Annotated in this window: 22 protein-coding genes; 16 read left to right on the top strand and 6 right to left on the bottom strand. The window is 57.2% G+C overall.

Translation table 11 applies throughout. From position 1 onward, the window contains the following. The first annotated feature begins 59 nt into the window (after positions 1-59). Together R3F64_RS00475 and R3F64_RS00480 are read left to right on the top strand one after the other, a co-directional pair. Positions 60-1,253, top strand: a complete 1,194-nt coding sequence (locus tag R3F64_RS00475; protein ID WP_085917955.1) for an ATP phosphoribosyltransferase regulatory subunit — start codon at positions 60-62, stop codon at positions 1,251-1,253. Next, positions 1,253-2,548, top strand: a complete 1,296-nt coding sequence (locus R3F64_RS00480) for an adenylosuccinate synthase (protein WP_085917956.1) — start codon at positions 1,253-1,255, stop codon at positions 2,546-2,548. Before R3F64_RS00475 ends, R3F64_RS00480 begins: the two co-directional genes overlap by 1 nt. Before the next feature lie 87 nt (positions 2,549-2,635). On the opposite strand, the gene cobO is transcribed toward R3F64_RS00480, so the two are convergent. Beyond that, positions 2,636-3,235: a cob(I)yrinic acid a,c-diamide adenosyltransferase gene (gene cobO, locus R3F64_RS00485; protein WP_332609136.1), complete on the bottom strand. Its 600-nt coding sequence runs from the start codon at positions 3,233-3,235 to the stop codon at positions 2,636-2,638. 201 nt (positions 3,236-3,436) lie between these two features. Between cobO and R3F64_RS00490 the strand changes: the two genes are divergently transcribed. The 4 genes from R3F64_RS00490 to R3F64_RS00505 all read left to right on the top strand — a co-directional run bounded on the left by R3F64_RS00490 (position 3,437) and on the right by R3F64_RS00505 (position 8,391). Further along, positions 3,437-3,922 carry a YajQ family cyclic di-GMP-binding protein gene (locus tag R3F64_RS00490; protein WP_085917958.1) on the top strand — a complete coding sequence of 162 codons (486 nt, stop codon included), beginning with the start codon at positions 3,437-3,439 and terminating at the stop codon, positions 3,920-3,922. 64 nt (positions 3,923-3,986) lie between these two features. Beyond that, complete coding sequence (gene pepN / locus R3F64_RS00495) at positions 3,987-6,617, top strand: aminopeptidase N (protein WP_332609138.1); 2,631 nt, start codon at positions 3,987-3,989, stop codon at positions 6,615-6,617. A 34-nt stretch (positions 6,618-6,651) separates the two neighbouring features. Next, on the top strand, positions 6,652-7,611 hold the full coding sequence (yegS, locus tag R3F64_RS00500) for a lipid kinase YegS (RefSeq protein ID WP_085917960.1): 960 nt from the start codon (positions 6,652-6,654) through the stop codon (positions 7,609-7,611). Between the two features lie 69 nt (positions 7,612-7,680). Continuing rightward, positions 7,681-8,391 carry a hypothetical protein gene (locus R3F64_RS00505; RefSeq protein WP_264823299.1) on the top strand — a complete coding sequence of 237 codons (711 nt, stop codon included), beginning with the start codon at positions 7,681-7,683 and terminating at the stop codon, positions 8,389-8,391. 76 nt (positions 8,392-8,467) lie between these two features. Here R3F64_RS00505 and R3F64_RS00510 read toward each other — a convergent pair whose 3' ends face one another. After that, a complete protein-coding gene (locus R3F64_RS00510; RefSeq protein ID WP_066321172.1) occupies positions 8,468-8,671 on the bottom strand; it encodes a cold-shock protein in 204 nt (67 codons plus the stop codon). A gap of 134 nt (positions 8,672-8,805) precedes the next feature. Between R3F64_RS00510 and R3F64_RS00515 the strand changes: the two genes are divergently transcribed. After that, positions 8,806-9,462 (top strand): LysE family translocator, encoded by a 657-nt coding sequence (locus R3F64_RS00515; RefSeq protein ID WP_332609144.1) that lies wholly within the window; start codon positions 8,806-8,808, stop codon positions 9,460-9,462. 14 nt (positions 9,463-9,476) lie between these two features. On the opposite strand, the gene R3F64_RS00520 is transcribed toward R3F64_RS00515, so the two are convergent. Beyond that, positions 9,477-11,411 (bottom strand): transglycosylase SLT domain-containing protein, encoded by a 1,935-nt coding sequence (locus R3F64_RS00520; protein ID WP_199283479.1) that lies wholly within the window; start codon positions 11,409-11,411, stop codon positions 9,477-9,479. Positions 11,412-11,508: 97 nt separating this feature from the next. Between R3F64_RS00520 and R3F64_RS00525 the strand changes: the two genes are divergently transcribed. The 4 genes from R3F64_RS00525 to sixA all read left to right on the top strand — a co-directional run bounded on the left by R3F64_RS00525 (position 11,509) and on the right by sixA (position 15,679). Continuing rightward, positions 11,509-11,856 (top strand): YkvA family protein, encoded by a 348-nt coding sequence (locus R3F64_RS00525; RefSeq protein WP_085917964.1) that lies wholly within the window; start codon positions 11,509-11,511, stop codon positions 11,854-11,856. A gap of 100 nt (positions 11,857-11,956) precedes the next feature. After that, positions 11,957-13,861 (top strand): molecular chaperone HtpG, encoded by a 1,905-nt coding sequence (htpG, locus tag R3F64_RS00530; protein ID WP_085917965.1) that lies wholly within the window; start codon positions 11,957-11,959, stop codon positions 13,859-13,861. Positions 13,862-14,124: 263 nt separating this feature from the next. Continuing rightward, on the top strand, positions 14,125-15,192 hold the full coding sequence (locus R3F64_RS00535; RefSeq protein ID WP_085917966.1) for an NAD(P)H-dependent glycerol-3-phosphate dehydrogenase: 1,068 nt from the start codon (positions 14,125-14,127) through the stop codon (positions 15,190-15,192). Further along, on the top strand, positions 15,185-15,679 hold the full coding sequence (gene sixA, locus R3F64_RS00540) for a phosphohistidine phosphatase SixA (RefSeq protein WP_332609147.1): 495 nt from the start codon (positions 15,185-15,187) through the stop codon (positions 15,677-15,679). Before R3F64_RS00535 ends, sixA begins: the two co-directional genes overlap by 8 nt. 42 nt (positions 15,680-15,721) lie before the next feature. Here sixA and gatB read toward each other — a convergent pair whose 3' ends face one another. The 3 genes from gatB to gatC all read right to left on the bottom strand — a co-directional run bounded on the left by gatB (position 15,722) and on the right by gatC (position 18,990). Next, positions 15,722-17,176 (bottom strand): Asp-tRNA(Asn)/Glu-tRNA(Gln) amidotransferase subunit GatB, encoded by a 1,455-nt coding sequence (gene gatB, locus R3F64_RS00545; protein WP_085917968.1) that lies wholly within the window; start codon positions 17,174-17,176, stop codon positions 15,722-15,724. After that, positions 17,176-18,636 (bottom strand): Asp-tRNA(Asn)/Glu-tRNA(Gln) amidotransferase subunit GatA, encoded by a 1,461-nt coding sequence (gene gatA, locus R3F64_RS00550; protein ID WP_085917969.1) that lies wholly within the window; start codon positions 18,634-18,636, stop codon positions 17,176-17,178. The genes gatB and gatA overlap by 1 nt, the downstream gene beginning before the upstream one ends. 66 nt (positions 18,637-18,702) lie before the next feature. Next, complete coding sequence (gene gatC, locus R3F64_RS00555) at positions 18,703-18,990, bottom strand: Asp-tRNA(Asn)/Glu-tRNA(Gln) amidotransferase subunit GatC (protein WP_199285467.1); 288 nt, start codon at positions 18,988-18,990, stop codon at positions 18,703-18,705. A gap of 228 nt (positions 18,991-19,218) precedes the next feature. On the opposite strand from gatC, the gene R3F64_RS00560 reads away from it, so the two are divergent. Genes R3F64_RS00560 through rng form a run of 5 tightly spaced genes read left to right on the top strand, consistent with a single transcriptional unit; the run spans position 19,219 to position 23,831 of the window. Then, positions 19,219-20,256 (top strand): rod shape-determining protein, encoded by a 1,038-nt coding sequence (locus R3F64_RS00560; RefSeq protein WP_066321157.1) that lies wholly within the window; start codon positions 19,219-19,221, stop codon positions 20,254-20,256. 24 nt (positions 20,257-20,280) lie between these two features. Continuing rightward, the gene (gene mreC, locus R3F64_RS00565; RefSeq protein WP_085917971.1) at positions 20,281-21,225 is read left to right on the top strand and encodes a rod shape-determining protein MreC; all 945 of its coding nucleotides are present in this window, start codon (positions 20,281-20,283) and stop codon (positions 21,223-21,225) included. Then, positions 21,225-21,710 carry a rod shape-determining protein MreD gene (mreD, locus tag R3F64_RS00570; protein WP_085917972.1) on the top strand — a complete coding sequence of 162 codons (486 nt, stop codon included), beginning with the start codon at positions 21,225-21,227 and terminating at the stop codon, positions 21,708-21,710. Before mreC ends, mreD begins: the two co-directional genes overlap by 1 nt. A 39-nt stretch (positions 21,711-21,749) precedes the next feature. Continuing rightward, complete coding sequence (locus tag R3F64_RS00575) at positions 21,750-22,349, top strand: Maf family protein (protein ID WP_085917973.1); 600 nt, start codon at positions 21,750-21,752, stop codon at positions 22,347-22,349. Between the two features lie 18 nt (positions 22,350-22,367). Continuing rightward, a complete protein-coding gene (gene rng, locus R3F64_RS00580) occupies positions 22,368-23,831 on the top strand; it encodes a ribonuclease G (RefSeq protein WP_085917974.1) in 1,464 nt (487 codons plus the stop codon). Position 23,832: the final 1 nt, after the last annotated feature.

Raw genomic sequence — 23,832 nt, forward strand, 5'->3', positions numbered from 1 at the left:
TTTTTTTGTGGCCCTACGTCATTGGGCCTTCACTATTGTCGTCTCGCAGGATTGTTCACATGACCATTGCTGACCGCTGGCTATTGCCCGACGGCATGGACGAAGTGCTGCCGCCTCAGGCAAGCCGTATGGAAGAGCTACGCCGGACGTTGCTGGATCTATACCATGTTTGGGGCTATGACCAAGTCATGCCACCGCCGGTGGAGTTTCTGGACTCTCTGCTTACTGGCACGGGAACCGACCTGGACCTCCAGACCTTCAAGTTGACCGACCAGTTGACGGGGCGGATGATGGGCGCGTCGGCGGATGTTACACCGCAGGTGGCCCGAATGGATGCCCATTCGCTCAAGCGCCAGGGGCCGGTGCGCCTGTGCTACTGCACCAACGTATTGCGCGCCAAGGCAGACCAGCATCAGGGGGGGCGGAGCCCTGTCCAGGTGGGGGTCGAGCTGTTTGGCCACGCCGGTCTGGATGCTGACAAGGAAATTATCCATCTGGCACTGTCGAGCCTGCAGGCGGCAGGTGCGCAGGAGATCCACCTGGCGCTGGGGCATATCGGTATTTATCGGAGCCTGGTAGAGGCGGCGGAATTGAACGCCGAGCAGGAAGCGCAGCTGTTTGACGCTCTGGCGCTCAAGTCACCGGGCCTGCTGGCAGAAAACGTCAGCACCAGCGTAAGAGATCCTGCTTTGGCTGAGATGCTATTGGCCCTGGGCGAACTGCATGGCGATGCCGATATTTTGCTTCAAGCGCGTGAACGTCTGGCGGGTGCGCCCGCGTCCGTGGTCGCAGCGCTGGACCAACTGGATGCCCTCTATCAAGGTGTACTGGCACAGTTTGATGTCTCGCTGTATTTTGATCTGGCCGAATTACGTGGCTATCAATACCATACCGGCATGATGTTCGCGGCGTATGTGCCAGGCTACGGCCATGCGCTGGCGAAAGGCGGTCGCTATGATGATACGGGGCGTGCTTTCGGGCGTGCGCGTCCGGCAACCGGCTTTTCGATGGACTTGAAACAGTTGGCCTCACTGGATATGGCCTCGTCGGAGCAGGGCGCGATATGGGCGCCAGCAGAGCAGGCCGCATCACTTGATGCTGCCATTGCCTTGCTGCGTGAGCAGGGCGAGCGGGTAATTCAGGCGCTGCCAGGGCAGCGTACGGGACCGGCGGAACACGGTTGTGACCGCCGTCTTGAGTTTATCGATGGTCGTTGGCAGCCAACGACACTGACACAAGAGACGAGTGCATAATGGGTAAGAATGTCGTAGTCCTGGGAACCCAGTGGGGCGATGAAGGCAAAGGCAAGATCGTTGATTTGCTGACTGAGTCGGCGTCGGCGGTGGTGCGTTTTCAGGGTGGCCATAACGCGGGTCATACGCTGGTGATTGACGGTGAAAAAACCGTGCTTCACCTGATTCCTTCCGGCGTACTGCGGCCTGACAAGACCTGCATCATCGGTAATGGCGTCGTGCTCTCGCCGGAAGCGCTGATCAAAGAAATTCGCGAGCTTGAAGCCAAAGGTGTCCCGGTGCGTGAACGGTTGCGCTTGTCGCCTGCCTGCCCGTTGATCCTGCCCTACCACGTATGCCTGGACCAGGCGCGGGAAAAAGCCCGCGGTATCGCAAAGATTGGTACGACGGGCCGGGGGATTGGCCCCGCTTATGAAGATAAAGTCGCTCGCCGGGGTTTGCGTTTGGGCGATATGCTTCACCGCGAACGTTTTGCTTCCAAACTGGGCGAAGTGCTCGACTACCACAACTTTGTCCTGGTTAATTACCACGGCGAGCCAGCCGTAGACTTCCAGAAAGTGCTCGATAGCGCCATGCAGATGGCCGAAGAACTACGCCCCATGGTGAGCGACACGGTGAGCATGGTTCACGATCTGCGCAAAGCCGGAGAGAATATTCTCTTCGAAGGTGCCCAGGGGTCGCTGCTGGATATCGACCACGGTACTTATCCGTTTGTGACCAGCTCCAATACCACCGCGGGCGGAACGGCGACGGGGTCCGGCGTTGGTCCGCTGTACCTGGACTATGTGCTGGGTATCACCAAAGCCTACACCACACGCGTCGGGTCAGGTCCGTTTCCCACCGAGCTGTTTGACGACCACGGCCGCCATCTGGCCGAGAAGGGCCATGAGTTTGGCGCGACCACCGGCCGTCCGCGTCGCTGTGGCTGGTTCGATGCTGTCGCGCTTCGCCATGCGGTGCAGATCAATTCGGTTTCGGGTATCTGTTTGACCAAGTTGGACGTGCTCGACGGGCTGGAAAATATCCGCGTGTGCGTTGGTTATCGCAGCAAAGACGGTGACGTGCTCGATACGCCGGTCGATTCAGAAGGCTACGAAGCCCTTGAACCAGTCTATGAGGACCTGCCTGGCTGGAAAGAGTCGACCCTGGGCGTAAAAAAGGTCGAAGAACTGCCGGCCAATGCGCGGGCCTACATCAGTTTCCTGGAAGAACAAGTAGGCACCAGCATCGACATTATTTCCACTGGCCCAGACCGCATTGAAACGATCGTGCTGCGCAATCCGTTTGATGGATAACCGGCTGAATAGCTGACACATTCTGTCGGGTGGGTGTAAAGAAAGGGGCGACGTGTTCGCCCCTTTTCAGGTCTGTCATTCGAACGCTTAAAAATCGATGCCGCGGCGCGCCTGGATGCCGTTGTTGAAGGCATGGCGGACTTCCTGCATTTCGGTCACCGTGTCTGCCATGGCGACGAGATCGCGGTGGGCGTTGCGGCCGGTAATAATCACGGTCTGTTCGCGAGGACGCTTCTCCAGAGCGGCTTTGACCTCGGTAATATCCAGGTAGCCAAACTTGAGCATATAGGTGATCTCGTCCAGTACCACCAGGTAGGTGTCGGGGTCGGCCAGCATTTTCTCTGCGTCTTGCCATACCTCTTGGCATGCCTGGGTGTCCGCCTCACGGTTTTGCGTTTCCCAGGTGAAGCCGGTGGCCATGATGGCAACGCTCAGGTTGGGGTCTTCTTCCAATCGATTGCGCTCGCCGCACTCCCACAGCCCTTTGATAAACTGAACGACGCCAACTTTATAGCCGTAGCCAAGGGCGCGGGTCACCGTGCCCCAGGCCGCTGTCGTCTTCCCTTTGCCGTTGCCGGTGTTGATGAGTATTAGGCCACGCTGCTCGGTGGCATCCGCGATCTTCTCGTCGACGCGAGCCTTGAGTTTTTCCATTGATGCTTTATGGCGTGTATTACGGTCGGTCATGGGGGTTCCTCAGCTGCGAATAGAGCGTTCCGGTGCCTTAGCCTAAGCGATTCATCGTGCCTTGAACATCTAGGAGAACCCTCTTTTATTCCACGATAAGTCGTCTGGATTCAGTATTTTGGCTATTTATATCCACATAATTGGCCGGTGGGGGGCTGGCTGCTCTAGAATAGTGGGTCATGTCTTGTCAGGAATCCGTTTATGCCCTCATTTGATATTGTCTCTGAGTTTGATCAGCACGAAGCTGCCAATGCTGTCGACCAAGCCAACCGCGAAGTTCAGTCCCGCTTTGATTTCAAGGGCGTGGATGCGTCTTTCACGCTTGAAAAGGAGTCGGTTCAGCTTGAAGCCGAGGTCGATTTTCAGCTCAAACAGATGCTTGATGTACTGCGTAACCGTCTGATTGCACGGGGCATCGATGCGCGCTGTATGGATATTAAAGACCCTGTGCTATCGGGTGTTAAAGCCCGTCAGGAAGTGGCGCTCAAGCAAGGCCTGGATCAAGGCGAGGCGAAAGATATCGTCAAGCGTATCAAGGCCAGCAAGCTAAAAGTCCAAGCACAAATTCAGGGTGAAAAGGTGCGGGTTACAGGTAAAAAGCGTGACGATTTGCAAAGCGTCATGTCGCTATTGCGCGGTGAGGAAGGACCGGAACTGCCGCTTCAGTTCGATAACTTCCGGGATTGACCCGACGCCCTGGTAACCTCTTTACGCCGCCAATAACAGCAATGACTATAAGGAGTTTCTCATCATGTCTGATCCGCAGCCGGTTTATTTAAGCGATTACCAGCCTCCCGCCTACCGGGTGACCCATACCGAGCTGACGTTTGATCTTGACCCCGCCGCGACTCGAGTCAAAGCGCGCCTGCACATCGAGCGACAGGCAACGGCCAGTGCTGATGAACCACTCAAGCTTGACGGTGAGCAACTGACCCTTGACGCCTTGCTGATTGATGGCAACCCACTGTCGGGTAATGATTATCAGGTAAGCGATGAGGGGCTTCGTATTGAACAGGTGCCTGCGCGCTTTACCCTGGAAAGTGAAGTACAACTCTCGCCCAAGGACAACACCGCGTTGGAAGGTCTTTACCAGTCCAACGGCATGTTCTGTACCCAGTGTGAGGCGGAAGGATTTCGACGTATCACCTTTTATCCCGATCGTCCGGATGTAATGTCGACCTTTAAAGTGACCGTCATCGGGGATCGCGAGCGAGAGCCCGTTCTGCTAGCCAACGGCAATCCGGTTGAACAAGGCGATCTTGAAAACGGTCGCCACTTTGCTATCTGGGAGGATCCGCACCCCAAGCCCTGTTACCTGTTTGCCCTGGTCGCCGGCGATTTGCATAGCGTTGAAGACCGTTTTACCACCCGGTCCGGGCGCGAAGTGATCCTGCAGCTTTGGGTTGAGCAAGAAAATCTGGCCAAAACCGAGCATGCCATGGGGTCGCTGAAACGGGCCATGGCCTGGGATGAGCAAGCCTACGGTCGTGAATACGACCTGGACCTGTTCATGATCGTGGCGGTGAATGACTTCAATATGGGGGCCATGGAAAATAAAGGTCTCAATATCTTTAATTCGGCGGCGGTATTAGCCCATCCGGATACAGCGACCGACGGTGCTTTCCAGACGGTTGAGGGCATTGTTGCCCACGAGTATTTCCATAATTGGTCGGGTAATCGAGTCACCTGCCGCGACTGGTTCCAGCTCTCCCTGAAAGAGGGCTTCACTGTCTTCCGTGATCAATGTTTCTCCGCCGAGACCAACTCTGCCCCAGTGAAGCGGATTCAGGACGTTTCGTTTTTCCGCACGGCGCAGTTTGCCGAAGATGCTGGACCGACGGCCCATCCGGTGCGGCCGGATCATTATATTGAGATCACCAATTTCTACACCCTGACTATTTATGAAAAGGGCGCTGAAATTGTTCGCATGTTGTGCAACCTGGTCGGGTGGGACGCCTTTCGGCAGGGGGCCGACCATTACTTTGCGCGCTTTGACGGTCAGGCGGTAACCATCGAAGACTTTGTGGATTGCATGGCAGAGGCCTCGGGACTTGACCTAGGTCAGTTCATGCGTTGGTATTCCCAGGCGGGAACACCCGAAATCGACGCCCATGGCGAGTACGACTATGCTCACGGCGAGTACCATTTGACGCTGCGTCAGCGGACCCCCGCTACGCCGGGCCAAGTAGATAAAGAGCCGCTGCATATCCCCATTGCCATGGGCCTTGTGGGTACCAAGTCGGGCCAGGACCTGGCGCTTACCCTGGAAGGCAACAAGCTCGGTAAAGAGACAGTCATCCACCTGCGCGAAGACGAGCAGACCTTCGTGTTTACCGACGTGGCAGAGGCCCCTGTGCCTTCGCTACTGCGTAACTTCTCCGCGCCAGTGAAGCTGCATTTTCCGTATTCGCGGGAAGATCTCGCCTTCCTGCTGACCCAGGACAGCGACGGGTTTAACCGCTGGGATGCCGGGCAACGGCTGGCGATGCTGGCGCTTGATGACTTGATTGCCGCTCACCGTAATGGTGTGGAAAAGGTAATGGACAGCCGTGTCGTCGAGGCATTCCGAACGCTATTGGCCGATGCGCCGGCGGACAAGGCGGTGCTTGCCGAAATGCTCACGCTACCTTCGGAAGCGTACATCGCTGAGCAGCAGCCGATTGTCGATGTCGATGCCATCCACGCGGCCCGAGAGTTTGTCCGACAGTCACTGGCGATGGCGCTGCGTGATGAGTTCATGGCGACCTTCGAGGCCAATCGCTCCAGTGAGCCTTATGCACCGACGCCTGAGCAGATTGCCCAGCGAAGCTTGAAGAATGTAGCACTCAGCTACCTGATGTCGATTGAAGATGAGCAGGGCGTGGCGCTCTGCGAAGGGCAGTTTGCGGCGAACCACAACATGACTGATGTACGTCATGCATTGACGCTGCTGGTTCATAGTGACCGTGACGACCTGGCCTCTCCGGCGCTCAAGACCTTCGGTGAAAAGTGGGCCCATGACCCGCTGGTCATGGATCAGTGGTTCACGATTCAGGTCTCGCGCCCCCAGCCGGATGTGATCGACCGTGTGAAGTACCTGATGGCCCATCCCGCCTTCTCGTTGAAGAACCCCAACCGTGTGCGCGCGCTGATTGGCGCTTTTGCCCAAAATCGCGTCAATTTCCATCGTCTGGATGGTCAGGGCTACGCTCTACTGGCTGATGTCGTGATTGAGTTGAATCAGCTGAACCCGGAAATAGCGGCGCGCCTGATTACCCCGCTAACCCGTTGGCAACGGTTCGATGAAACACGACAGGTCTTGATGCGGTCTGAGCTTGAGCGCATTCAACGCGAACCGCTATCGAGTAACGTATATGAGGTGGTGGAGAAAGCATTGGCGTAACAAATTGATGGAGTGACAAGGAAAGGAAATCTCAGTGACAACACCAAAAAAGCGTTTTTTACTCATTGTTAATGGTAAATCAGCCGGTAATGCGGCGTTACGTGAAGCGGTAGCTGAGCAAAGAAAGGCAGGGATGTCGATTAGTGTTCGGGTAACCTGGGAAGCGGGCGATGCCGGGCATTTTGCCGTGGTCGCCGTCGATATGGGAATGACTCATGTGATTGCCTGTGGCGGGGATGGTACCGTCAACGAGGTGATGAACGGTCTGATGCGTCTGGATAAAGAGCGGCGGCCGGTCATGGGAATTGTGCCGCTGGGTAGCGCAAATGACTTTGCGACCTCGGTGGGCTTGCCGCTGGAGCCCTCCGAAGCGCTGTCTGCGGCGTTGACGCTGTCTGATTACCCGATTGACGTTGTTAAACTATGTGCCGAGAGCGACACTGAGTCGGTCACCAGCTATTACGTTAATATGATGACGGCAGGTTTTGGCGCTGAAATTACCTCGTCCACTCCCAAAATGCTCAAGCGCATGTTGGGTGGCGGCGCTTATTCCCTGATGGGGGCCGTCAAGGCATGGCGACACCATAGCTACCGTGGCACGCTACACTGGGACGATCAGGAAGAGTCGACGTCGCTTTTACTGCTCGCCATTGGCAACGGTCGCCAGTCAGGGGGTGGGCAAGTGCTGGCCCCAAAGGCGAAATTGGATGACGGTCATCTTGATATCCTCGTGGTCAAGGATTTTCTCACAGCGCGGGCACTGACGGATCTGGTCAGCGAATTGCAGGATTTTCCCAGCCATGGGCAATTCGTGCGCTATGTATCGGCGGATGCGCTCAGCGTATCGACACTATCTGACGATCCTCCGTGGCCGTTAACCCTGGATGGTGAAGCACGCCATTATCGACGCTTTCGCGCTGATGTTGTGCCGTTGGCTATCCATGTGGTGCTGCCCGATCAATGCCCACTACTGTCATCGGTCATAGAGACCTGAAATTAATAATCTGTCATTGACCCACTTTTACAGAGGCGATGAGACATACACATTGAGGAGACAACATAAATGACTAAAAGCGTTTGGCTACCCTTGCTGGCAGCTGTCGTGTTGGTGGTCAGTGGCTGTGGCGATAACGACGAAACGTCCAACGCCGATCAGCAGCAAGAGTCTGCTTCATCATCAAATGACGGAGACGCTGTATCTGCTGATGCTCCAGCAGGTACTGAAGAGGAGGGAGCCGTCGACGAGCCCGGTGCCAGCCGCAGCCAGGAAGATAGCGATGCTATTGAATCCCAGGCGGAAGATGAGCTGGATCGAACTGAGGCCCTTGAAGGCGAACAGGCGGAGGAAGACAGCGCCGTGCAGACCGAAGATGTCGAGGCCGGCGAGGATACCTTGGCTGCTGATCCTGAAGACGTGCTTGAGGAAGGCGGCGCAATGCCCGGTGAGGCAACTCGGTCGGATGTGGACGATATGATTGCCGAAACCGAACGCCGCTTTGAGGAGGCGCAGCAGCGGCTGGAAGAGCAGTTTCAGGAAGTCGAGAAGCAGTCCCCTGTTGTCGATCCTATCAGCGATGAAGAGATGGAGGAGCGCTGGGAGTTTGAAAGCAGTCTGCCTGAGTCGGCTCGCGACGGAGAGCGTACGCGCGGTAAAGATATAGATGAGCTGATAGAAGACACCGAGCGGCGTTTTGAAGAGGCTGAGCAGCGATTGAATGAACAGTTTGAATCAATCGAGGAAGAGCGCCCTGAAACCATAGAGCAGGAAGAATAACTTCCCTGGTGAGGCTTGTGCGCTAGGCAAATAAAAAGGCCCGCATCGTCATGCGGGCCTTGTGCGCGATAGCGAATTACGCAACGCGTATATTGGAAGCCTGGAGGCCTTTTTTACCCTGGGTTACCTCAAAGCTGACTTTCTGACCATCCTGCAGGCTTTTGAAACCTTCAGCTTGAATTTCGGAGAAGTGAGCAAATAGATCGTCACCACCGTCATCCGGGGAGATGAAGCCGTAACCTTTGGTATCGTTGAACCACTTGACAGTGCCAGTTGCCATTATGCATTTCCTTCACGAGCTTGATGTTCAAGCGGGGCGCTATTGCGAACCCGCCTGAATTACTCTAGATGCAAAAAAACCTGTCGTCCAGTCACAATGTGATTGAATCGTTTCCATCGAACGAGTGCCTTGTTATGACGCCATTTAGCCTGATTGATGCGCAGTTTGTGCCATTTGTCATTGCCATTACGTTGCTGTCGATCACCCCTGGGGTCGATACGTTGCTGGTGATCCGTAATACGGCCAGGGGAGGGCTGCGTGACGGGGTCGCCACCAGCATGGCGATCTGCAGCGGCCTGTTCGTGCATGCCACCATCTCGGCAATGGGGATTTCGCTGATCCTGCTGCAGTCAGCCTGGGCGTTTCATGCCTTGAAGCTGGTGGGAGCTGGCTATTTGATCTGGCTGGGTATTAGCAGTCTGCTGGCGGCACGGCGTGGACAACCATTGCCGGTGAAGGGTGTGATGACCACGGATACGGCCGTTCCACTCTGGCAACCGCTGAAAGAAGGGTTTTTATCCAATGTGCTTAACCCCAAGACGGTAGTATTTTATATGGCTTTTCTGCCGCAGTTCATTGCCCCGAGCGATCCAGCGCTGGTCAAGTCGCTATGGTTGGCAGGCGTTCACTTCGTGATTGCCAACCTCTGGCAAATCAGTGTGGTACTGATGGTCGGCAGCGCCGGAAAATGGCTGGCCAGCGCGCGTTTTGCGCAAACGCTCAACGCGATGACTGGCACCGTATTGGTGATGCTGGGGATCCGGCTGGCGTTTTCGCAGCGGCCGGTGTAACGCTAGAGCGTGGATTAATCGCGATTGACCAGCGCCCGACTGTAACGTACCTGCCTTTCGCCGTCGCTCAGCAGCGATATTCCGTCACTTGAGCCGTTGGCGAGACTTTCAAAAATGGCACGATAACTCAGCACTGCCTGCACGTAGTTGCGCGTTTCACGGTAGGGAATGCGCTCCACAAAGAGGTCAAAAGCCTCGATGCTGTCATCCCTCAGCCAGCTGTCTACCCGTCCAGGGCCCGCGTTGTAAGCTGCTGCGGCAGCTAAACGATTGCCCTGGTAGCGCTGCAGCTTGTCGCGTAAGTACGTGCTGCCCAGGCGAATATTCAGCTCCGGATCGAGTATACCGTAGGGGCCAGGATCATCGAGGCCCAGTTGGCGACTTACCTGGGCAGCGGTGCCAGGCATCAATTGCATCAGCCCGCGGGCACCGGCAGGTGACAGGGCATCGGGATTGTAGGCGCTTTCGCGCCGGGTAATCGCCATTAGCAGGTAAGGATCCACGCCGCTAATGCGCCCCCAGTGGATGAAGTCGTCGTGGTAGGCCTGGGGGAAGCGCCATTCGAGGGCGTCCCACATACCCGCCGCTATGGTGGTTTGCACCAGCCGGGCATGCCAATCCTGCTCGGCGGCAAAGTCCGCCAGCGCTCGGGCTTCTTCGGTGGATGCCTGCTGAACGGCATGCAGCCACTCACTATTGGCCAGGCCGTCTTCGCCGATGCGCATCAATGCCTGGGTACGCTGCACCATGGGCAGTTGCGCGATACGCTCACGTGAAGCGTCGTCAAAATAGAAGCGCTCATTGTTCAACGCTAACGGCTGCCCCAAACGCTCAGCAGCGGCAAAACCGTAAAAGCTACGCTGTGAAGCAGCTTGCTGGAAATGCGTTGCTGCCGCCGTCTGATCGCCTAGCTGCTGGCTGGCTCGGGCGAGCCAGTATTGCCACCGTGCATCCGCTTTCTGCTCGCTGGGCATTTGGGTAATCCACTGGCGCACCGACTCCCATTGATGAGCTTGAAGGGCGCGGCGAACACGCAATTCAAGAACGCGCTCGCTGTCCAGATTGGGCAAAACGCTATCGACCCACGCCATCGAATTGGGCACTTCACGCACCAGTACGTAATACGCCAGCTCTTCCTCGATAAGCTGTTGATCGCTGGGCAACAGGCTCAGTCGCTCAGTCAGTGAGCGCCAAACGGACAGCGCTCGCGGGGTGTCGTCTAGCGTAAGGCGTTGCATTGCCGCCTGGTAAAAAGCGGCCGTAGCCGCGCATTCAGGGCCCAGACAGGTGGGGGCACTGAGTAAGCGCTGCGGGTCGCTATCCACCGCTTCGTAGGTATCAATGGCGGTTTGCCAGCGCTCACTTAATTGATTGCTCAGGTAGTCGGCCAGCCGACGGTTATCTGCCTGCCAGGCTAACATCAGGCGTTCCCAAATCAACTCGCCATCGATGGTGCCGTTTGCTCTCAACCGGTCAAACAACGGATCGCAGGCGTTCGGTTGGGATTGGCCCACAAGCCAGAGGCGTTGGCCGGCCTCAACCGCTTGTTGTGGGGCAATGTCAAAATGGGCCGTGTGGTAGTGGCATTGCCGGGCGGCGCCGTTGGGCTCACCATTGCTGACCGCCCGTACACGGCCATACTGGCCTGCCTTACCGTATTGATCGATGGCCTGTCCACGCATCCAGTCGCTCAGCGGTGAGTCCCTGTGGGTATCGATATAGCGGTTGACCGTTTCCGGCGGCAGGTCCGGTAGCTGGTTGCGCAACCGATGATAAGTGACATAGCCGCTTAACGGATGGTCTTCAATGGCCGCCATGTCAATGCGGTCCCACTGCTGGTTGCGTGCAGCATCGAGCGCGTCGCGCATTGCACTGTCGCTCAAGGCCCATGACATGCTTGGTAAGCAGGCAATGAACGCAATGGATAATACGCGGGCAGTGCAGGGCATGATGCTTCCTCGATACGGCATTGGGTGGCCTTGGGGGACTGAACTATCCTAACGTAAAAGACTCCGACAACCGAACGCTTTGGAGGATTCAATACTGATGGCTCTATTATCCGGCTGGTGGTGGCTGCGTCGACTGAAATCCCGTGCTTGGGTATTCAAGCGCATGTGGCGTGCGCTGTCATTGTTTTTCCCCATGACGCGTGATGTCGTCAAGGGCCGTTTTCGGCCTGTGCCCTGGTCGGCTTTCGGGTTGATGGCGGTGGCGCTGATGTATCTGGTGTTGCCGTTTGATTTGATCCCCGATTTTCTCATGTTGATTGGCGTGGTCGACGATGCGGTCATTGTTGGTTGGTTGCTCAATCGTATGGACCAGCAACTGGCCGGCTATCGTGCCTGGAAGTATCCCGAGAGGGAATCCACTGATTCCCCGCACACGGCCGCTTGAAAAATTTTCCCTCAGCCCCATATCTCGTTCACACCGACTTTTATGCCTTTGCCAACTTGGCGAGGCGCTTTACGTACCGAGATCAACGAGGGCTGAGCGAATGTCCAACACGACCCACGAAGAAACCCTTGGCTTTCAAACGGAAGTTAAGCAGCTGCTGAATCTGATGATTCACTCGCTGTACTCTAACAGGGAAATTTTCCTTCGCGAGCTGATATCCAATGCTGCCGACGCCTGTGACAAGCTGCGCTACGCGGCCTTGGACAACGATGGGCTCTACGAAGGCGACAGCGAGCTACGTGTCGAAATCGAGCACGATGCCGACGCCGGAACGGTAACGCTGCGCGACAACGGTATCGGCATGACGCGCGATGATGTGATTGCCAACCTGGGCACCATTGCGCGTAGCGGTACGTCCGAGTTCCTCAAGCAGCTGTCAGGTGAACAGCAGAAAGACGCCAAGTTGATCGGTCAGTTCGGCGTGGGTTTCTATTCCAGCTTTATTGTCGCCGATGATGTAACGGTTCGCACACGTAAGGCCGGCGAAGATGTAAGCACTGGTGTGGAATGGCGCTCGAAAGGCGAAGGCGAGTTCACCGTCGCCGACATCGATCTTGAGCAGCACGGCACCGAAATCACCCTGCACCTGAAAGACGACGCCAAAGAATTTGCTGACGACTTCCGTCTGCAAAACCTGGTGCGTAAGTACTCGGACCATATCGAAGTACCGGTTCGCATGCCCAAGACCGAAACTGCCAAGGACGATGAGGGTAATCCGGTCGAAGGCAGCGAAGTGACCACCTGGGAAACCGTCAACGAAGCCACGGCGCTTTGGGTGCGCCCCAAGAGCGATATTTCGGATGACGAGTACAAGGCGTTCTACAAACACGTCGCCCATGACTTTAGCGACCCGCTCACCTGGAGCCACAATAAAGTGGAAGGCAAGCTGGAATATACCAGCCTGCTGTTTGTGCCCGGTCGTGCACCGTTTGATATGTTCGACCGCGACGGTGCCCGTGGTGTGAAGCTCTACGTTCAGCGTGTCTTCATCATGGACGACGCCGAGCAATTCCTGCCGCTTTACCTGCGCTTCATCAAAGGTGTGCTGGATACTCGCGACCTGTCGCTCAACGTATCCCGCGAGCTGCTGCAGCAGGACCCCAAAGTCGACAAGATCAAGGGCGCCCTGACCAAGCGCGCACTGGATATGCTCAAGAAGCTTTCCAAAGACGACGAGCAGTATCAGACCTTCTGGAACACCTTCGGTAGCGTCCTCAAGGAAGGCCCGGGCGAAGACGCGGCCAACCGCGAGAAAATCGCTGGCTTACTGCGTTTTGCCTCGACCCACACCGATACGGCCGCCCAGGAACATTCGCTGGCCGACTACGTTGCGCGGATGAAAGAAGGGCAGCAGAAAATCTACTATGTGGTGGCCGACAGCTTTAATGCCGCCAAGCACAGCCCGCATCTGGAAATCTTCCGTAAAAAGGGCATCGAAGTACTGCTGCTGTCCGACCGCATTGATGAGTGGCTGATGAGCCATCTCACCGAATTTGACGGCAAATCCTTCGCTGACGTGGGTAAAGGCGAGCTTGACCTTGGCGATGTGGAAGATGAAGCCGAGAAAAAAGAGCAGGAAGAAACCGCCAAAGCCAAGGAGTCACTGGTCAAGCGCGTCAAGGAAGCGCTGGGTGAAGGTGTGCAGGATGTCAAAGTGACCCACCGCCTGACGGATTCGCCAGCCTGCGTAGTGCTTCCAGAGCACGAAATGGGCTATCAGATGCGCCGCATCATGGAAGCCGCCGGGCAGCCGTTGCCCGAGGTCAAGCCGATTCTGGAGCTGAATCCCAGTCATTCACTGGTTGCGCGCCTGGAAAGTGCTGAAGATGGACTGTTTGCCGACCTGGCACACATCCTGCTGGATCAGGCGATTATCGCGGAAGGCGGCCATCTGGATGACCCGGCTGCCTACGTGAAGCGCCTCAATGGGGTGCTGGCGGCATAACGCTCACTTAACGGCGTATAACGGCCCCTTGGGAGTGATCCCAAGTGGGCCGTTTGTTTTTTCGTACCCTTATTAACGATTGCGCTTGCCCATACTGCGTTGAAATTAGCTTCGTGCGCGAGTCCGATCCAAATACTGATTTACTACGTGTAAACTCGTACGCGAGCCCGGTCCTTTTTTGGCTAATTACGCCTTGTCCGGCCTTCGCTCATGACGTTAATTAGGACTTCTAGTTTTTCGCTTACCAACTATCCGGGATTCCCATGGCTGAGCAGCAGATTCAGGTCGCCGTATTGGGCGGCGGTAGTTTTGGCACTGCCCTGGCAAGCATTGCCGCTGACAATGGCGCGCAGGTGCGTCAATGGATGCGCGATGAAGCGCTGGTGGAACAGATTAACCGGGAGCGACGCAACGGCCGCTATTTGCCGAATTATGCCATTAACCCCGCTGTACAGGCGTCCACCGATCTGGAAACGGTGCTGCACAACGCTGAGCTGGTGCTGATTGCGATTCCGTCCCAGGCCTTTCGCAGTGTTGTTCAGGCGGCCAAGCCGTGGCTAAGGCCCGAGCAAATTCTGGTCAGCACCACCAAGGGGATTGAGCAATCCGGCTTTTTATTGATGAGCCAAGTGCTCGAACAGGAAACCGGCTTTGCCCATATTGGGGTAATTGCGGGCCCCAACCTTGCTTCGGAAATTGCCGATAAACAGCTCACTGCCACGGTGATCGCCAGCGCCGATGCCCTGACTCGTACCCGGGTTCAGCAGGCCCTTGGTTGCCGTTACTTCCGTGTCTATGCCAGCAATGATCGACACGGTGTCGAACTGGGTGGGGCGCTGAAAAATATCTACGCCATTGCCGCGGGCATGGCCGCGGCGCTCGGCATGGGTGAGAATACCCGCAGCATGCTGATGACCCGGGCATTGGCCGAGATGAGCCGTTTCGCTGTTGCCCAGGGGGCTAACCCCATGACATTTTTGGGTCTTGCCGGGGTGGGGGATTTAATCGTCACCTGCTCGTCAGACTTGTCGCGTAACTACCGCGTCGGCTACGCCATCGGTGAGGGCCGGTCGCTGGATGAAGCCATCAATGCGCTTGGCCAGGTGGCGGAAGGTGTCAATACTGTCAGGCTTGTGTGTACCAAAGCGGCCGAGATCGGCGTCTACATGCCTCTGGCGGAAGGACTCTACCATGTGCTGTTTGACGGTGTGCCCGCTGAGGACATGGCACGTACGTTAATGATGGGCGAGCAAAGTAGCGACGTGGAATTCATCTTGCCGCGCGAGGACGTCCAGCAAGCCCACCGCGAAACAGGACATTGGCATGAATGATTCATCCACCCAGCAACTCTGGCTAATGCGCCACGGTGAAGCCGGCCCCGGGCGGCCAGATGAACAGCGAACGCTGACGCCGCTCGGCGAGCAGGAAGTTGCCAAGGTCGGGGCATGGCTGGCCACGCATATAGCGGCCCAGACAGGGGCGCCGCCGAGGCTGCTGGCAAGTCCCTATCGTCGCGCTCAGCAGACAGCTGCCCGGTTGAGTGAGGCGCTGTCGGTGCCGGTAGAAACCCTGCCGCTGATTACTCCGGACGACGCACCCGAAGCGGTCATCGACTGGCTGCTCGAGCAAAGCGATGAACGACTGATTCTGGTCAGCCATATGCCGCTGGTAGGGGAGCTTGCTGAAACGCTGGTCGACGGTCGTTCAGCCCGCGGCGTGGGATTTCCCACCGCCGGGCTTGCCGAGTTCACTGCACCGGTATGGGCAAAAGACTGCGCGCAGTTGACGCGTTTTCTGCATCCCGGCCAGTTGGACTAAAAACGGCCGCATAAGCGGCCGTTTTCCAACCAACAGCGATATTTACAGCAGTGCGTCAAGCTTCTCTTTTAGCAGGCCGTTTACCTGCTGAGGGTTGGCGGTGCCGCGGGATGCCTTCATGACCTGGCCGACAAAATAGCCAATCATCTTGCCGCGTTTCTCGGGTTCGGCGTCACGATACTGGGCCACCTGAGCGGGGCTGTCGGCAATCACCTGGTCAATCATTGCTTCGATAGCGCCGGTGTCGGTGACCTGCTTTAACCCTTTCGCCTCAATGATGGCATCGGCGCTGGCGCCTTCGCCGTGCCAAAGTGCCTGGAAGACCTGTTTGGCGGCTTTGCCGTTAATGGTGTCGTCAAGCACACGCTGAACCAGCTCACCCAGTTGGCTGGCAGTGACCGGGCTGTTGGTGATGCTGAGGTTTTCGCGGTTGAGCGCGCCGGACAGCTCACCCTGCACCCAGTTGGCTGCCTGTTTGGCATCGCCACAGGCGCGGTGGACTGCCTCGAAATATTCTGCCATTTCGCGGCTGGCGGAAAGCACGGATGCATCGTAGGCCGATAGGCCTAGTGCCTGCTGAAAGCGCTCGCGTTTTTCAGCAGGCAGCTCCGGTAGCTGGCTGCGAAGATGGTCCAGGTAGGCCTGGTCGAGTACCACTGGCAGCAGGTCTGGGCAGGGGAAGTAGCGATAGTCGTTGGCTTCTTCCTTGGTACGCATACTGCGTGTCTCGTCGCGCTCAGGGTCGAACAGGCGGGTCTCCTGGACGACCTTGCCGCCGTCCTCGATCAGTTCGATCTGCCGCTCGACTTCGAAGGCAATGGCGCGTTCCACAAAGCGGAAAGAGTTGACGTTCTTGATTTCGGCCCGGGTGCCAAAGGCTTCCTGTCCCTTGGGGCGCACCGAAACGTTAACGTCGCAACGCATCGAGCCTTCCGCCATGTTGCCGTCGGAAATCCCCAGGTAGGTGACAATTGAATGAATCGCCTTGAGGTAGGCAGCCGCTTCTTTGGCGCTGCGCATATCCGGCTCGGAGACGATCTCGAGCAGCGGTGTGCCAGCGCGGTTAAGGTCAATGCCCGTCATGCCGTGGAAATCTTCGTGCAGGGATTTCCCTGCGTCTTCTTCCAGGTGGGCGTGGTGAATACGAATCCGCTTGGTGGTGTCATCATCCAGGGCGATCTCTACCTCACCGGGCCCCACGATGGGGTGATACATCTGGCTGGTCTGATAACCCTTCGGCAAATCGGGATAGAAGTAATTTTTACGGTCGAACACCGATACTTCAGGGATATCGGCATGCACGGCCAGGCCAAACTGCACCGCCATGGCCACGGCTTGTTCGTTGAGTACCGGCAGCACGCCAGGCAGACCCAGATCGACCGCGCAGGCCTGACTGTTCGGTTCAGCGCCGAAAGCCGTTGACGCGCCGGAGAAAATCTTCGAGTGGGTGGCAAGTTGAACGTGGACTTCTAGCCCAATAACGGTTTCCCATTGCATCAGGCGCTCTCCTCGGCAAAATCAGGGCGTTGCAAGTGCCAATCGGTCGTTTGCTGGAACTGGTGGGCGACATTTAACAACTGGGCTTCGGCAAAGTGGGTGCCCAGTATCTGCAGGCCGACGGGCCGGCGGCCCACGAAGCCGGCGGGAACGCTTATGCCCGGGATGCCCGCCAGGTTGACGGCAATCGTATAGATATCCTGCAGGTACATCGATACAGGGTCCTTCTTGGCGCCTAGATCAAAAGCCGGTGTCGGCGAGGCAGGCCCCATAAGGACGTCCACATCTTCAAAGGCATCCAGGAAGTCCTGGCGAATCAGGCGGCGAACTTTCTGCGCCTTGGTGTAATAGGCGTCGAAAAAGCCCTCTGACAAGGTATGGGTGCCGATCAGGATGCGGCGCTGTACTTCGTCGCCAAAGCCTTCAGCCCGCGAACGCTTGTAAAGATCGATCAAGTCGCTGGGGTTGTCGCAACGGTGGCCGAAACGCACGCCATCAAAGCGAGACAGGTTGGAAGAGGCTTCGGCTGGGGCGATAACGTAATAAGCGGGGATGGCGTAATGCGTGTGAGGCAGGCTGACATCCCGCACCGTGGCGCCCAGCGACTCATAGACGCGAACGGCCTCACGAACTGCCTTCTCGACGTCAGGGTCGAGGCCTTCACCGAAGTACTCTTGAGGGAGGCCGATTTTGAGTCCTGAAAGCGGCGCATTGAGCGTTTCCGCATAGTCGGGCACGCCGCGGGCCACACTAGTGGAGTCGCGCACGTCGTGGCCAGCCATGACGTTCAGGAGGTGGGCGCAGTCTTCGGCGCTGCGTGCCATGGGGCCCGCCTGGTCAAGGCTGGAGGCGTAGGCGATCATGCCGTAGCGGGAAACGCGTCCATAGGTCGGTTTGAGGCCGGTAATACCGCAGAACGCCGCTGGCTGACGAATCGAGCCGCCGGTATCGGTGCCGAGGGCCGCCGGCGTCAGGCCTGCGGCCACCGCGGCCGCGCTGCCGCCAGAGCTGCCTCCTGGCACGGCGCTCAAGTCCCAAGGGTTCTTCACCGGGCCGTAGTAGCTGTTTTCATTGGAGGAGCCCATGGCGAACTCGTCCATATTGGTCTTGCCAAGACTGACGGTGCCCGCCGCCTTGAGCTTTTCTACCACGGTGGCGTCGTAAGGCGCTGTAAAGTTGTCCAGCATTCTGGAGCCACAGCTGGTTTTAACGCCCTGGGTGCAAAAGATATCCTTCAGGGCAAGCGGTAGACCGGCCAGCCATCCGGCGTTGCCGTTGGCGCGCGCCTGGTCGGCGGCATCGGCCTGTGCCAGCGCTTGATCAGCGGTGACGGTAATAAAGCTGTTTAGTGTTGCACCGCTATGTTGTATGCGTTGCAGGTAGTGCTCAGTGAGCTCGCGGCTGGATAGTTCACCGCTGCCCAGCGCGTTGGCGAGTTGCGTCAGTGTCTTGTCGTGCATGACCTGAGAGCTCCGTTCGAAGCAAAAGATAAGGCTGAAAAGGCGGCTTATGCCCTGAGTGATGCGCTATTCGACGACGCGGGGCACCAGGTACAGACCGTTTTCAACCGCTGGGGCGCAGCGCTGGAAAGTGTCGCGCTGATTGGTTTCGGTGACTTCGTCGGCGCGCAGGCGCTGGGTGGCATCGAGGGGATGGGCCAGGGGGGCGACGCCGTCGGTATTGACGCCCTGCAGCTGGTCGACCATATCCAGGATGCGGCTCAGGTCCTCTACGAAACTGCTGGCTTGGTCATCGCTGACGGCGATCCGGGCTAGGTGGGCGGCCCGGCGCACATGAGAGTCTTCAAGCGCCATGTTCGAAATTCCTCGCGAAGGTGATGGAACATATCCCGCATTACGCGGTATACAGTCAGTCATCGTAATAACGTCTTGTATCGCAGATGTGTAAAATAGCCGCAAAATGTACCACATCTTGGCGCAAACGGGCAGTGTCTGGCGCGACTCGTGCTTGCTGCCAGGGGGTTGCGGTGATACCGTTTGCATCCGCACAGGGTTCCCAGTCTGCACTAGGTATCAACATCCATGTTCAAACGTCTGAGGGGGCTGTTTTCCAGCGATCTATCGATCGACCTGGGTACGGCCAACACACTGATTTACGTACGCGGTCGTGGCATCGTCCTTGACGAGCCATCCGTCGTTGCTATCCGTCAATCCGGTAATATGCGAAGCGTCGCGGCAGTAGGTGCCGATGCTAAACGCATGCTGGGGCGTACGCCGGGTAATATTACGGCTATTCGCCCGATGAAAGACGGCGTCATTGCTGACTTTACCGTCACCGAGCAAATGCTTCAGCATTTTATCCGTAAAGTGCATCAAAGCACCTTCATTACACCCAGCCCGCGCGTTCTGGTGTGCATCCCCTATATGGCGACACAGGTGGAGCGCCGCGCGATTCGCGAGTCAGCCGAAGGGGCTGGCGCACGTCGGGTGGATCTGATCGAGGAGCCCATGGCAGCGGCAATAGGTGCCGGGCTTCCCGTGGAAGAAGCGCAAGGCTCGATGGTCGTGGATATCGGCGGTGGTACCACCGAAATTGCGATTATTTCGCTCAACGGTATTGTCTATTCTGAATCTATCCGCGTGGGTGGCGACCGCTTCGACGAAGCGATTATTGCCTACGTGCGCCGTCATTACGGCAGCTTGATTGGCGAAGCGACGGCTGAGCGTATTAAGGAAGAAATTGGCTGCGCTTATCCTGGTGGCGAGCTTCGCGAGATCGATGTGCGCGGGCGTAACCTGGCTGAAGGGATTCCGCGCAGCTTTACGCTCAATTCCCACGAAATTCTCGAAGCACTGCAAGAGACACTGGGCTCAATTGTCGCAGCGGTAAAAAATGCGCTGGAGCAATCACCTCCCGAACTGGCGTCTGATATCGCCGAGCGGGGACTGGTGCTGACCGGTGGTGGCGCGTTGCTGCGTGATATCGACAAGCTGATCGCTGAGGAAACCGGGTTGCCCGTGATCGTGGCGGAAGATCCGCTGACCTGTGTAGCGCGCGGCGGGGGCAAGGCGCTCGAAATGATAGATCAGCACACTTTTGAGTTGCTGTCGAGCGACTAATCGCAGCGGTTAATTGCGGGGGATTTGCCTATTAAACCGCTGTTTTCGCATGGTCCTTTACCGGGATATCGGCTATTTTTCTGCGTGCTGATTGCCAGTGCGTTGATGTTTGCCGACCAGCGTTTTACGCGTATGGAAAACGTGCGCGCCCAGATGTCAGTGGTGGTAGCCCCCATCCAGTGGGTGGTGGGCGTTCCCAGCCGGCTTCTGGATTGGGGGTCGTTGGCGTTTTCAGACCAGCAAGCGCTCGTTGATGAGAATCAGCGCCTGCGTGAGCAAATTCTGACGCTGTCCCACCGTGGGCAGCAAATGGCAAACCTCACCAAGGAAAATGCTGAATTACGCCGTTTGCTAGGCGCTGCCCAGCAGCGCGATATCCCCTTTATGACCGCGGAACTGCTGTCTCTCGACAATGACCCCTTCAGTCATCAGATGGTGGTGGATCGCGGGCATCGCCATGGTGCCTATGTGGGCCAGCCGGTCATTGATGCCACGGGGCTGGTCGGTCAGGTAACCGCCGTTTCGACCTACTCCAGTCGTGTGCTGCTGGTCGCCGATGCCAGTCATGCCCTGCCGGTGCAAGTCAATCGCAATGGTTTGCGTTTCATTGTCCAGGGCACGGGACGCTATGGTCGCGTGAATGTGTTGCATGTGCCCAACACGGCGGATATCCGCGAAGGCGATTTGTTGACAACGTCGGGTTTGGCAGGGCGATTTCCGCCTGGCTACCCCGTTGCCAGGGTCACCAAGGTTGCGCATGACCCTGGACAGCCGTTTGCTCAGGTTACCGCAGAGCCCACGGCTCAGTTGAAACGCTCGCGCTATTTTCTGTTGCTTTCCCCCCCGCCCCAAAAACTGCCTGATGAGCAATATTGGGATGACTCTCTGCGAGTCTCGGTCGACGCGTTACGCAGTGCTCACCAGGTGGCAAACCCTGACGATGAATCATCTTCCCAGGAGGTGCCCTGATGCCCCGCGTTCCGGTAACGCCTTTGGTGGTGGTGTGGTTGACCTTGCTGATGGCGCTGTGTCTGCAGGTGATGCCGCTGGGTGATGAGTGGCAGGTGTTCCGACCCGAGTGGCTGGGCTTGATGATGATTTATTGGTGTATGCGCGAGCCCGATCAAGTGGGGGTGTTCCACGGCTTTGTGCTAGGTATTCTGCTGGATTTGATCGAGGGAACCCCTCTGGGTCATCACGCCATCATGTTCTCTTTGCTGGCGTTTCTGTGCGCACTTGTCTATGCCCGTTTTCGTGCCTACTCACTGCTCCAGCAGGCGTTGCTGGTGCTGGTGCTGCTGGGGCTCGTCCAGCTGGTCGACCAGTGGTTGCGCAGCCTGGTGGGAGATTTCTCTATTCATCTGGCGTTTTTAACCTCGTCGGTGGTCAGCGCCGCGTTGTGGCCTTGGCTTGCGACGATGTTTTCCGCCCTGCAGCGCCGCCTTGCCCGCTAACAACAGGTAAGGCGGCCTGAAAATCGACGTGGAGCTGATATGGCGTTGGAATCAGAGCCGGTGTTGTGCTTGGCATCCGCATCACCACGACGCCGCGCGCTGCTCGCATCGATCGGCGTGGCGGTGCAGGTGCAGCCCTGCGACATCGATGAAACACCGTTAGCCAATGAGTCCGCTGAGGGCTATGTGGAACGCTTGGCAAAGGCCAAGGCGCAAGCGGCGGCAGCCCTGACGCCACTACCCACATTAGGCGCCGACACGGCGGTGGTCGTGGATGGGCGGATTCTAGGCAAGCCCGAGAGTCAGCAGCATGCCGCCTGGATGTTACGCCAGCTCTCGGGGCGCGAGCACCAGGTACTGACCGGTGTCGCTGTCACCGGCCCCCAAGGCGTGTTGACGTGTGGTGTGACCACCCGCGTGACGTTGCGTGACATCAGTGAAGTAGAAATAGCGGCCTACTGGCAAACAACTGAGCCAGAGGACAAGGCCGGCGGTTATGCGATACAGGGATTGGCGTCGGTGTTTGTAGCCGGGATTGAAGGCAGTCACTCGGCAGTGGTGGGGCTGCCGCTTTTTGAAACAGCGTGCTTGCTGCGTCGTCAGGGGGTACCGTTATGGGATGGATATTTACCCGCGTAAACCCACAAGGATTTTTGCATGAGCGGTGAGGTTCTGATTAATTTGACGCCGATGGAGACCCGCGTGGCGCTGGTCGAAAACGGCGTATTGCAAGAGGCGCTCATCGAGCGTTCCCGTCGGCGCGGCATCGTCGGCAATATCTACAAAGGCAAGGTGGTACGAGTGCTGCCTGGAATGCAGGCTGCCTTTGTCGATATTGGCCTCGAACGTGCCGCCTTTATCCATGCCCAGGAAGTGATGGCCCCTGGTACCTCCGTTGACGAGCAGCAGACCATTGGCCAACTGCTGCATGAAGGCCAGGCGTTGGTCGTGCAGGTCACCAAGGACCCGATCGGCAGTAAAGGGGCGCGGTTGACCACGCATCTTTCGGTTCCCTCGCGCTATCTGGTCTACATGCCCGATTCGCCCCACCACGGTGTTTCCCAGCGCATTGAAGACGAGCGTGAGCGTGAGCGTTTAAAGGCATTACTGGATAACAGCATCGGCGAGCAAACGCTGGATGTAAACGGCGGCTTTATCGTGCGTACCGCGGCTGAAGGGGTGGGCGATGAAGAGCTTATCGGCGATATGCATTTTTTGCTGCGGCTATGGCGCAAGGTCAGCGAGCGTAAAATTTCGGCGGCGCCCGCAACAGTCATATATGATGACCTGCCCCTGTTCATGCGCACCTTACGCGATGTGATGCGCGATGATATCGAAAAAATCCGCATCGATTCCCGTGAAAATTTTGTCAGGCTGGTGGAGTTTGCCGAGGAGTTCATGCCCGACGCGGTGGACCGTATTGAGTATTATCCTGGCGAGCGACCCATTTTTGACCTGTACAGCGTCGAAGACGAGATTCAGAAAGCACTTGGCCGTAGAGTGCAGTTGAAGTCGGGTGGCTATTTGGTGATTGACCCTACCGAGGCAATGACCACCATCGATGTCAACACCGGTGCTTATGTAGGGCACCGCAATCTGGAAGAAACCATCTTCAAGACCAATCTGGAGGCGGCAACATCGATCGCCCGGCAGTTACGCCTGCGCAATCTGGGCGGCATCATCATTATCGACTTTATCGATATGGAAGATGTCGAACACCAGCGACAAGTGCTGCGCGTGCTGGAAAAGGCGCTGGAACGTGACCATGCGAAGACAAAATGCACCGGTGTCACCGAGCTTGGCCTGGTGCAACTGACCCGTAAGCGTACCCGGGAAAGTCTTGAACAAACACTGTGCGAAGCATGCCCTACCTGCAGTGGTAGAGGCACTCTCAAAACCCCCGAGACCGTGTGCTACGAGATTTTCCGCGAGATTCTTCGTGAAGAGCGCGCTTACAGTGCCGAGATGTATATGGTGTTGGCTTCCCAACCGGTGGTTGATCGTTTATTGGACGAAGAGTCAGCTGCCGTTGCGGACTTGGAAGGATTTATAAATAAGACGATACGCTTTCAGGTGGAACAGCACTATTCTCAAGAGCAGTACGATATTGTGTTGATGTGAT

It is taken from the genome of Halomonas sp. 5021 (assembly GCF_036663435.1).
Lineage (GTDB): Bacteria > Pseudomonadota > Gammaproteobacteria > Pseudomonadales > Halomonadaceae > Vreelandella > Vreelandella janggokensis.

Excerpts from the sequence above, each read along its gene's own strand:
- R3F64_RS00475 (WP_085917955.1), top strand. The coding sequence starts at position 60 with ATGACCATTGCTGACCGCTGGCTATTGCCCGACGGCATGGACGAAGTG.
- R3F64_RS00480 (WP_085917956.1), top strand. The coding sequence starts at position 1,253 with ATGGGTAAGAATGTCGTAGTCCTGGGAACCCAGTGGGGCGATGAAGGC.
- cobO (WP_332609136.1), bottom strand. The coding sequence starts at position 3,235 with ATGACCGACCGTAATACACGCCATAAAGCATCAATGGAAAAACTCAAG.
- R3F64_RS00490 (WP_085917958.1), top strand. The coding sequence starts at position 3,437 with ATGCCCTCATTTGATATTGTCTCTGAGTTTGATCAGCACGAAGCTGCC.
- pepN (WP_332609138.1), top strand. The coding sequence starts at position 3,987 with ATGTCTGATCCGCAGCCGGTTTATTTAAGCGATTACCAGCCTCCCGCC.
- R3F64_RS00505 (WP_264823299.1), top strand. The coding sequence starts at position 7,681 with ATGACTAAAAGCGTTTGGCTACCCTTGCTGGCAGCTGTCGTGTTGGTG.
- R3F64_RS00510 (WP_066321172.1), bottom strand. The coding sequence starts at position 8,671 with ATGGCAACTGGCACTGTCAAGTGGTTCAACGATACCAAAGGTTACGGC.
- R3F64_RS00515 (WP_332609144.1), top strand. The coding sequence starts at position 8,806 with ATGACGCCATTTAGCCTGATTGATGCGCAGTTTGTGCCATTTGTCATT.
- R3F64_RS00520 (WP_199283479.1), bottom strand. The coding sequence starts at position 11,411 with ATGCCCTGCACTGCCCGCGTATTATCCATTGCGTTCATTGCCTGCTTA.
- R3F64_RS00525 (WP_085917964.1), top strand. The coding sequence starts at position 11,509 with ATGGCTCTATTATCCGGCTGGTGGTGGCTGCGTCGACTGAAATCCCGT.
- htpG (WP_085917965.1), top strand. The coding sequence starts at position 11,957 with ATGTCCAACACGACCCACGAAGAAACCCTTGGCTTTCAAACGGAAGTT.
- R3F64_RS00535 (WP_085917966.1), top strand. The coding sequence starts at position 14,125 with ATGGCTGAGCAGCAGATTCAGGTCGCCGTATTGGGCGGCGGTAGTTTT.
- sixA (WP_332609147.1), top strand. The coding sequence starts at position 15,185 with ATGAATGATTCATCCACCCAGCAACTCTGGCTAATGCGCCACGGTGAA.
- gatB (WP_085917968.1), bottom strand. The coding sequence starts at position 17,176 with ATGCAATGGGAAACCGTTATTGGGCTAGAAGTCCACGTTCAACTTGCC.
- gatA (WP_085917969.1), bottom strand. The coding sequence starts at position 18,636 with ATGCACGACAAGACACTGACGCAACTCGCCAACGCGCTGGGCAGCGGT.
- gatC (WP_199285467.1), bottom strand. The coding sequence starts at position 18,990 with ATGGCGCTTGAAGACTCTCATGTGCGCCGGGCCGCCCACCTAGCCCGG.
- R3F64_RS00560 (WP_066321157.1), top strand. The coding sequence starts at position 19,219 with ATGTTCAAACGTCTGAGGGGGCTGTTTTCCAGCGATCTATCGATCGAC.
- mreD (WP_085917972.1), top strand. The coding sequence starts at position 21,225 with ATGCCCCGCGTTCCGGTAACGCCTTTGGTGGTGGTGTGGTTGACCTTG.
- R3F64_RS00575 (WP_085917973.1), top strand. The coding sequence starts at position 21,750 with ATGGCGTTGGAATCAGAGCCGGTGTTGTGCTTGGCATCCGCATCACCA.
- rng (WP_085917974.1), top strand. The coding sequence starts at position 22,368 with ATGAGCGGTGAGGTTCTGATTAATTTGACGCCGATGGAGACCCGCGTG.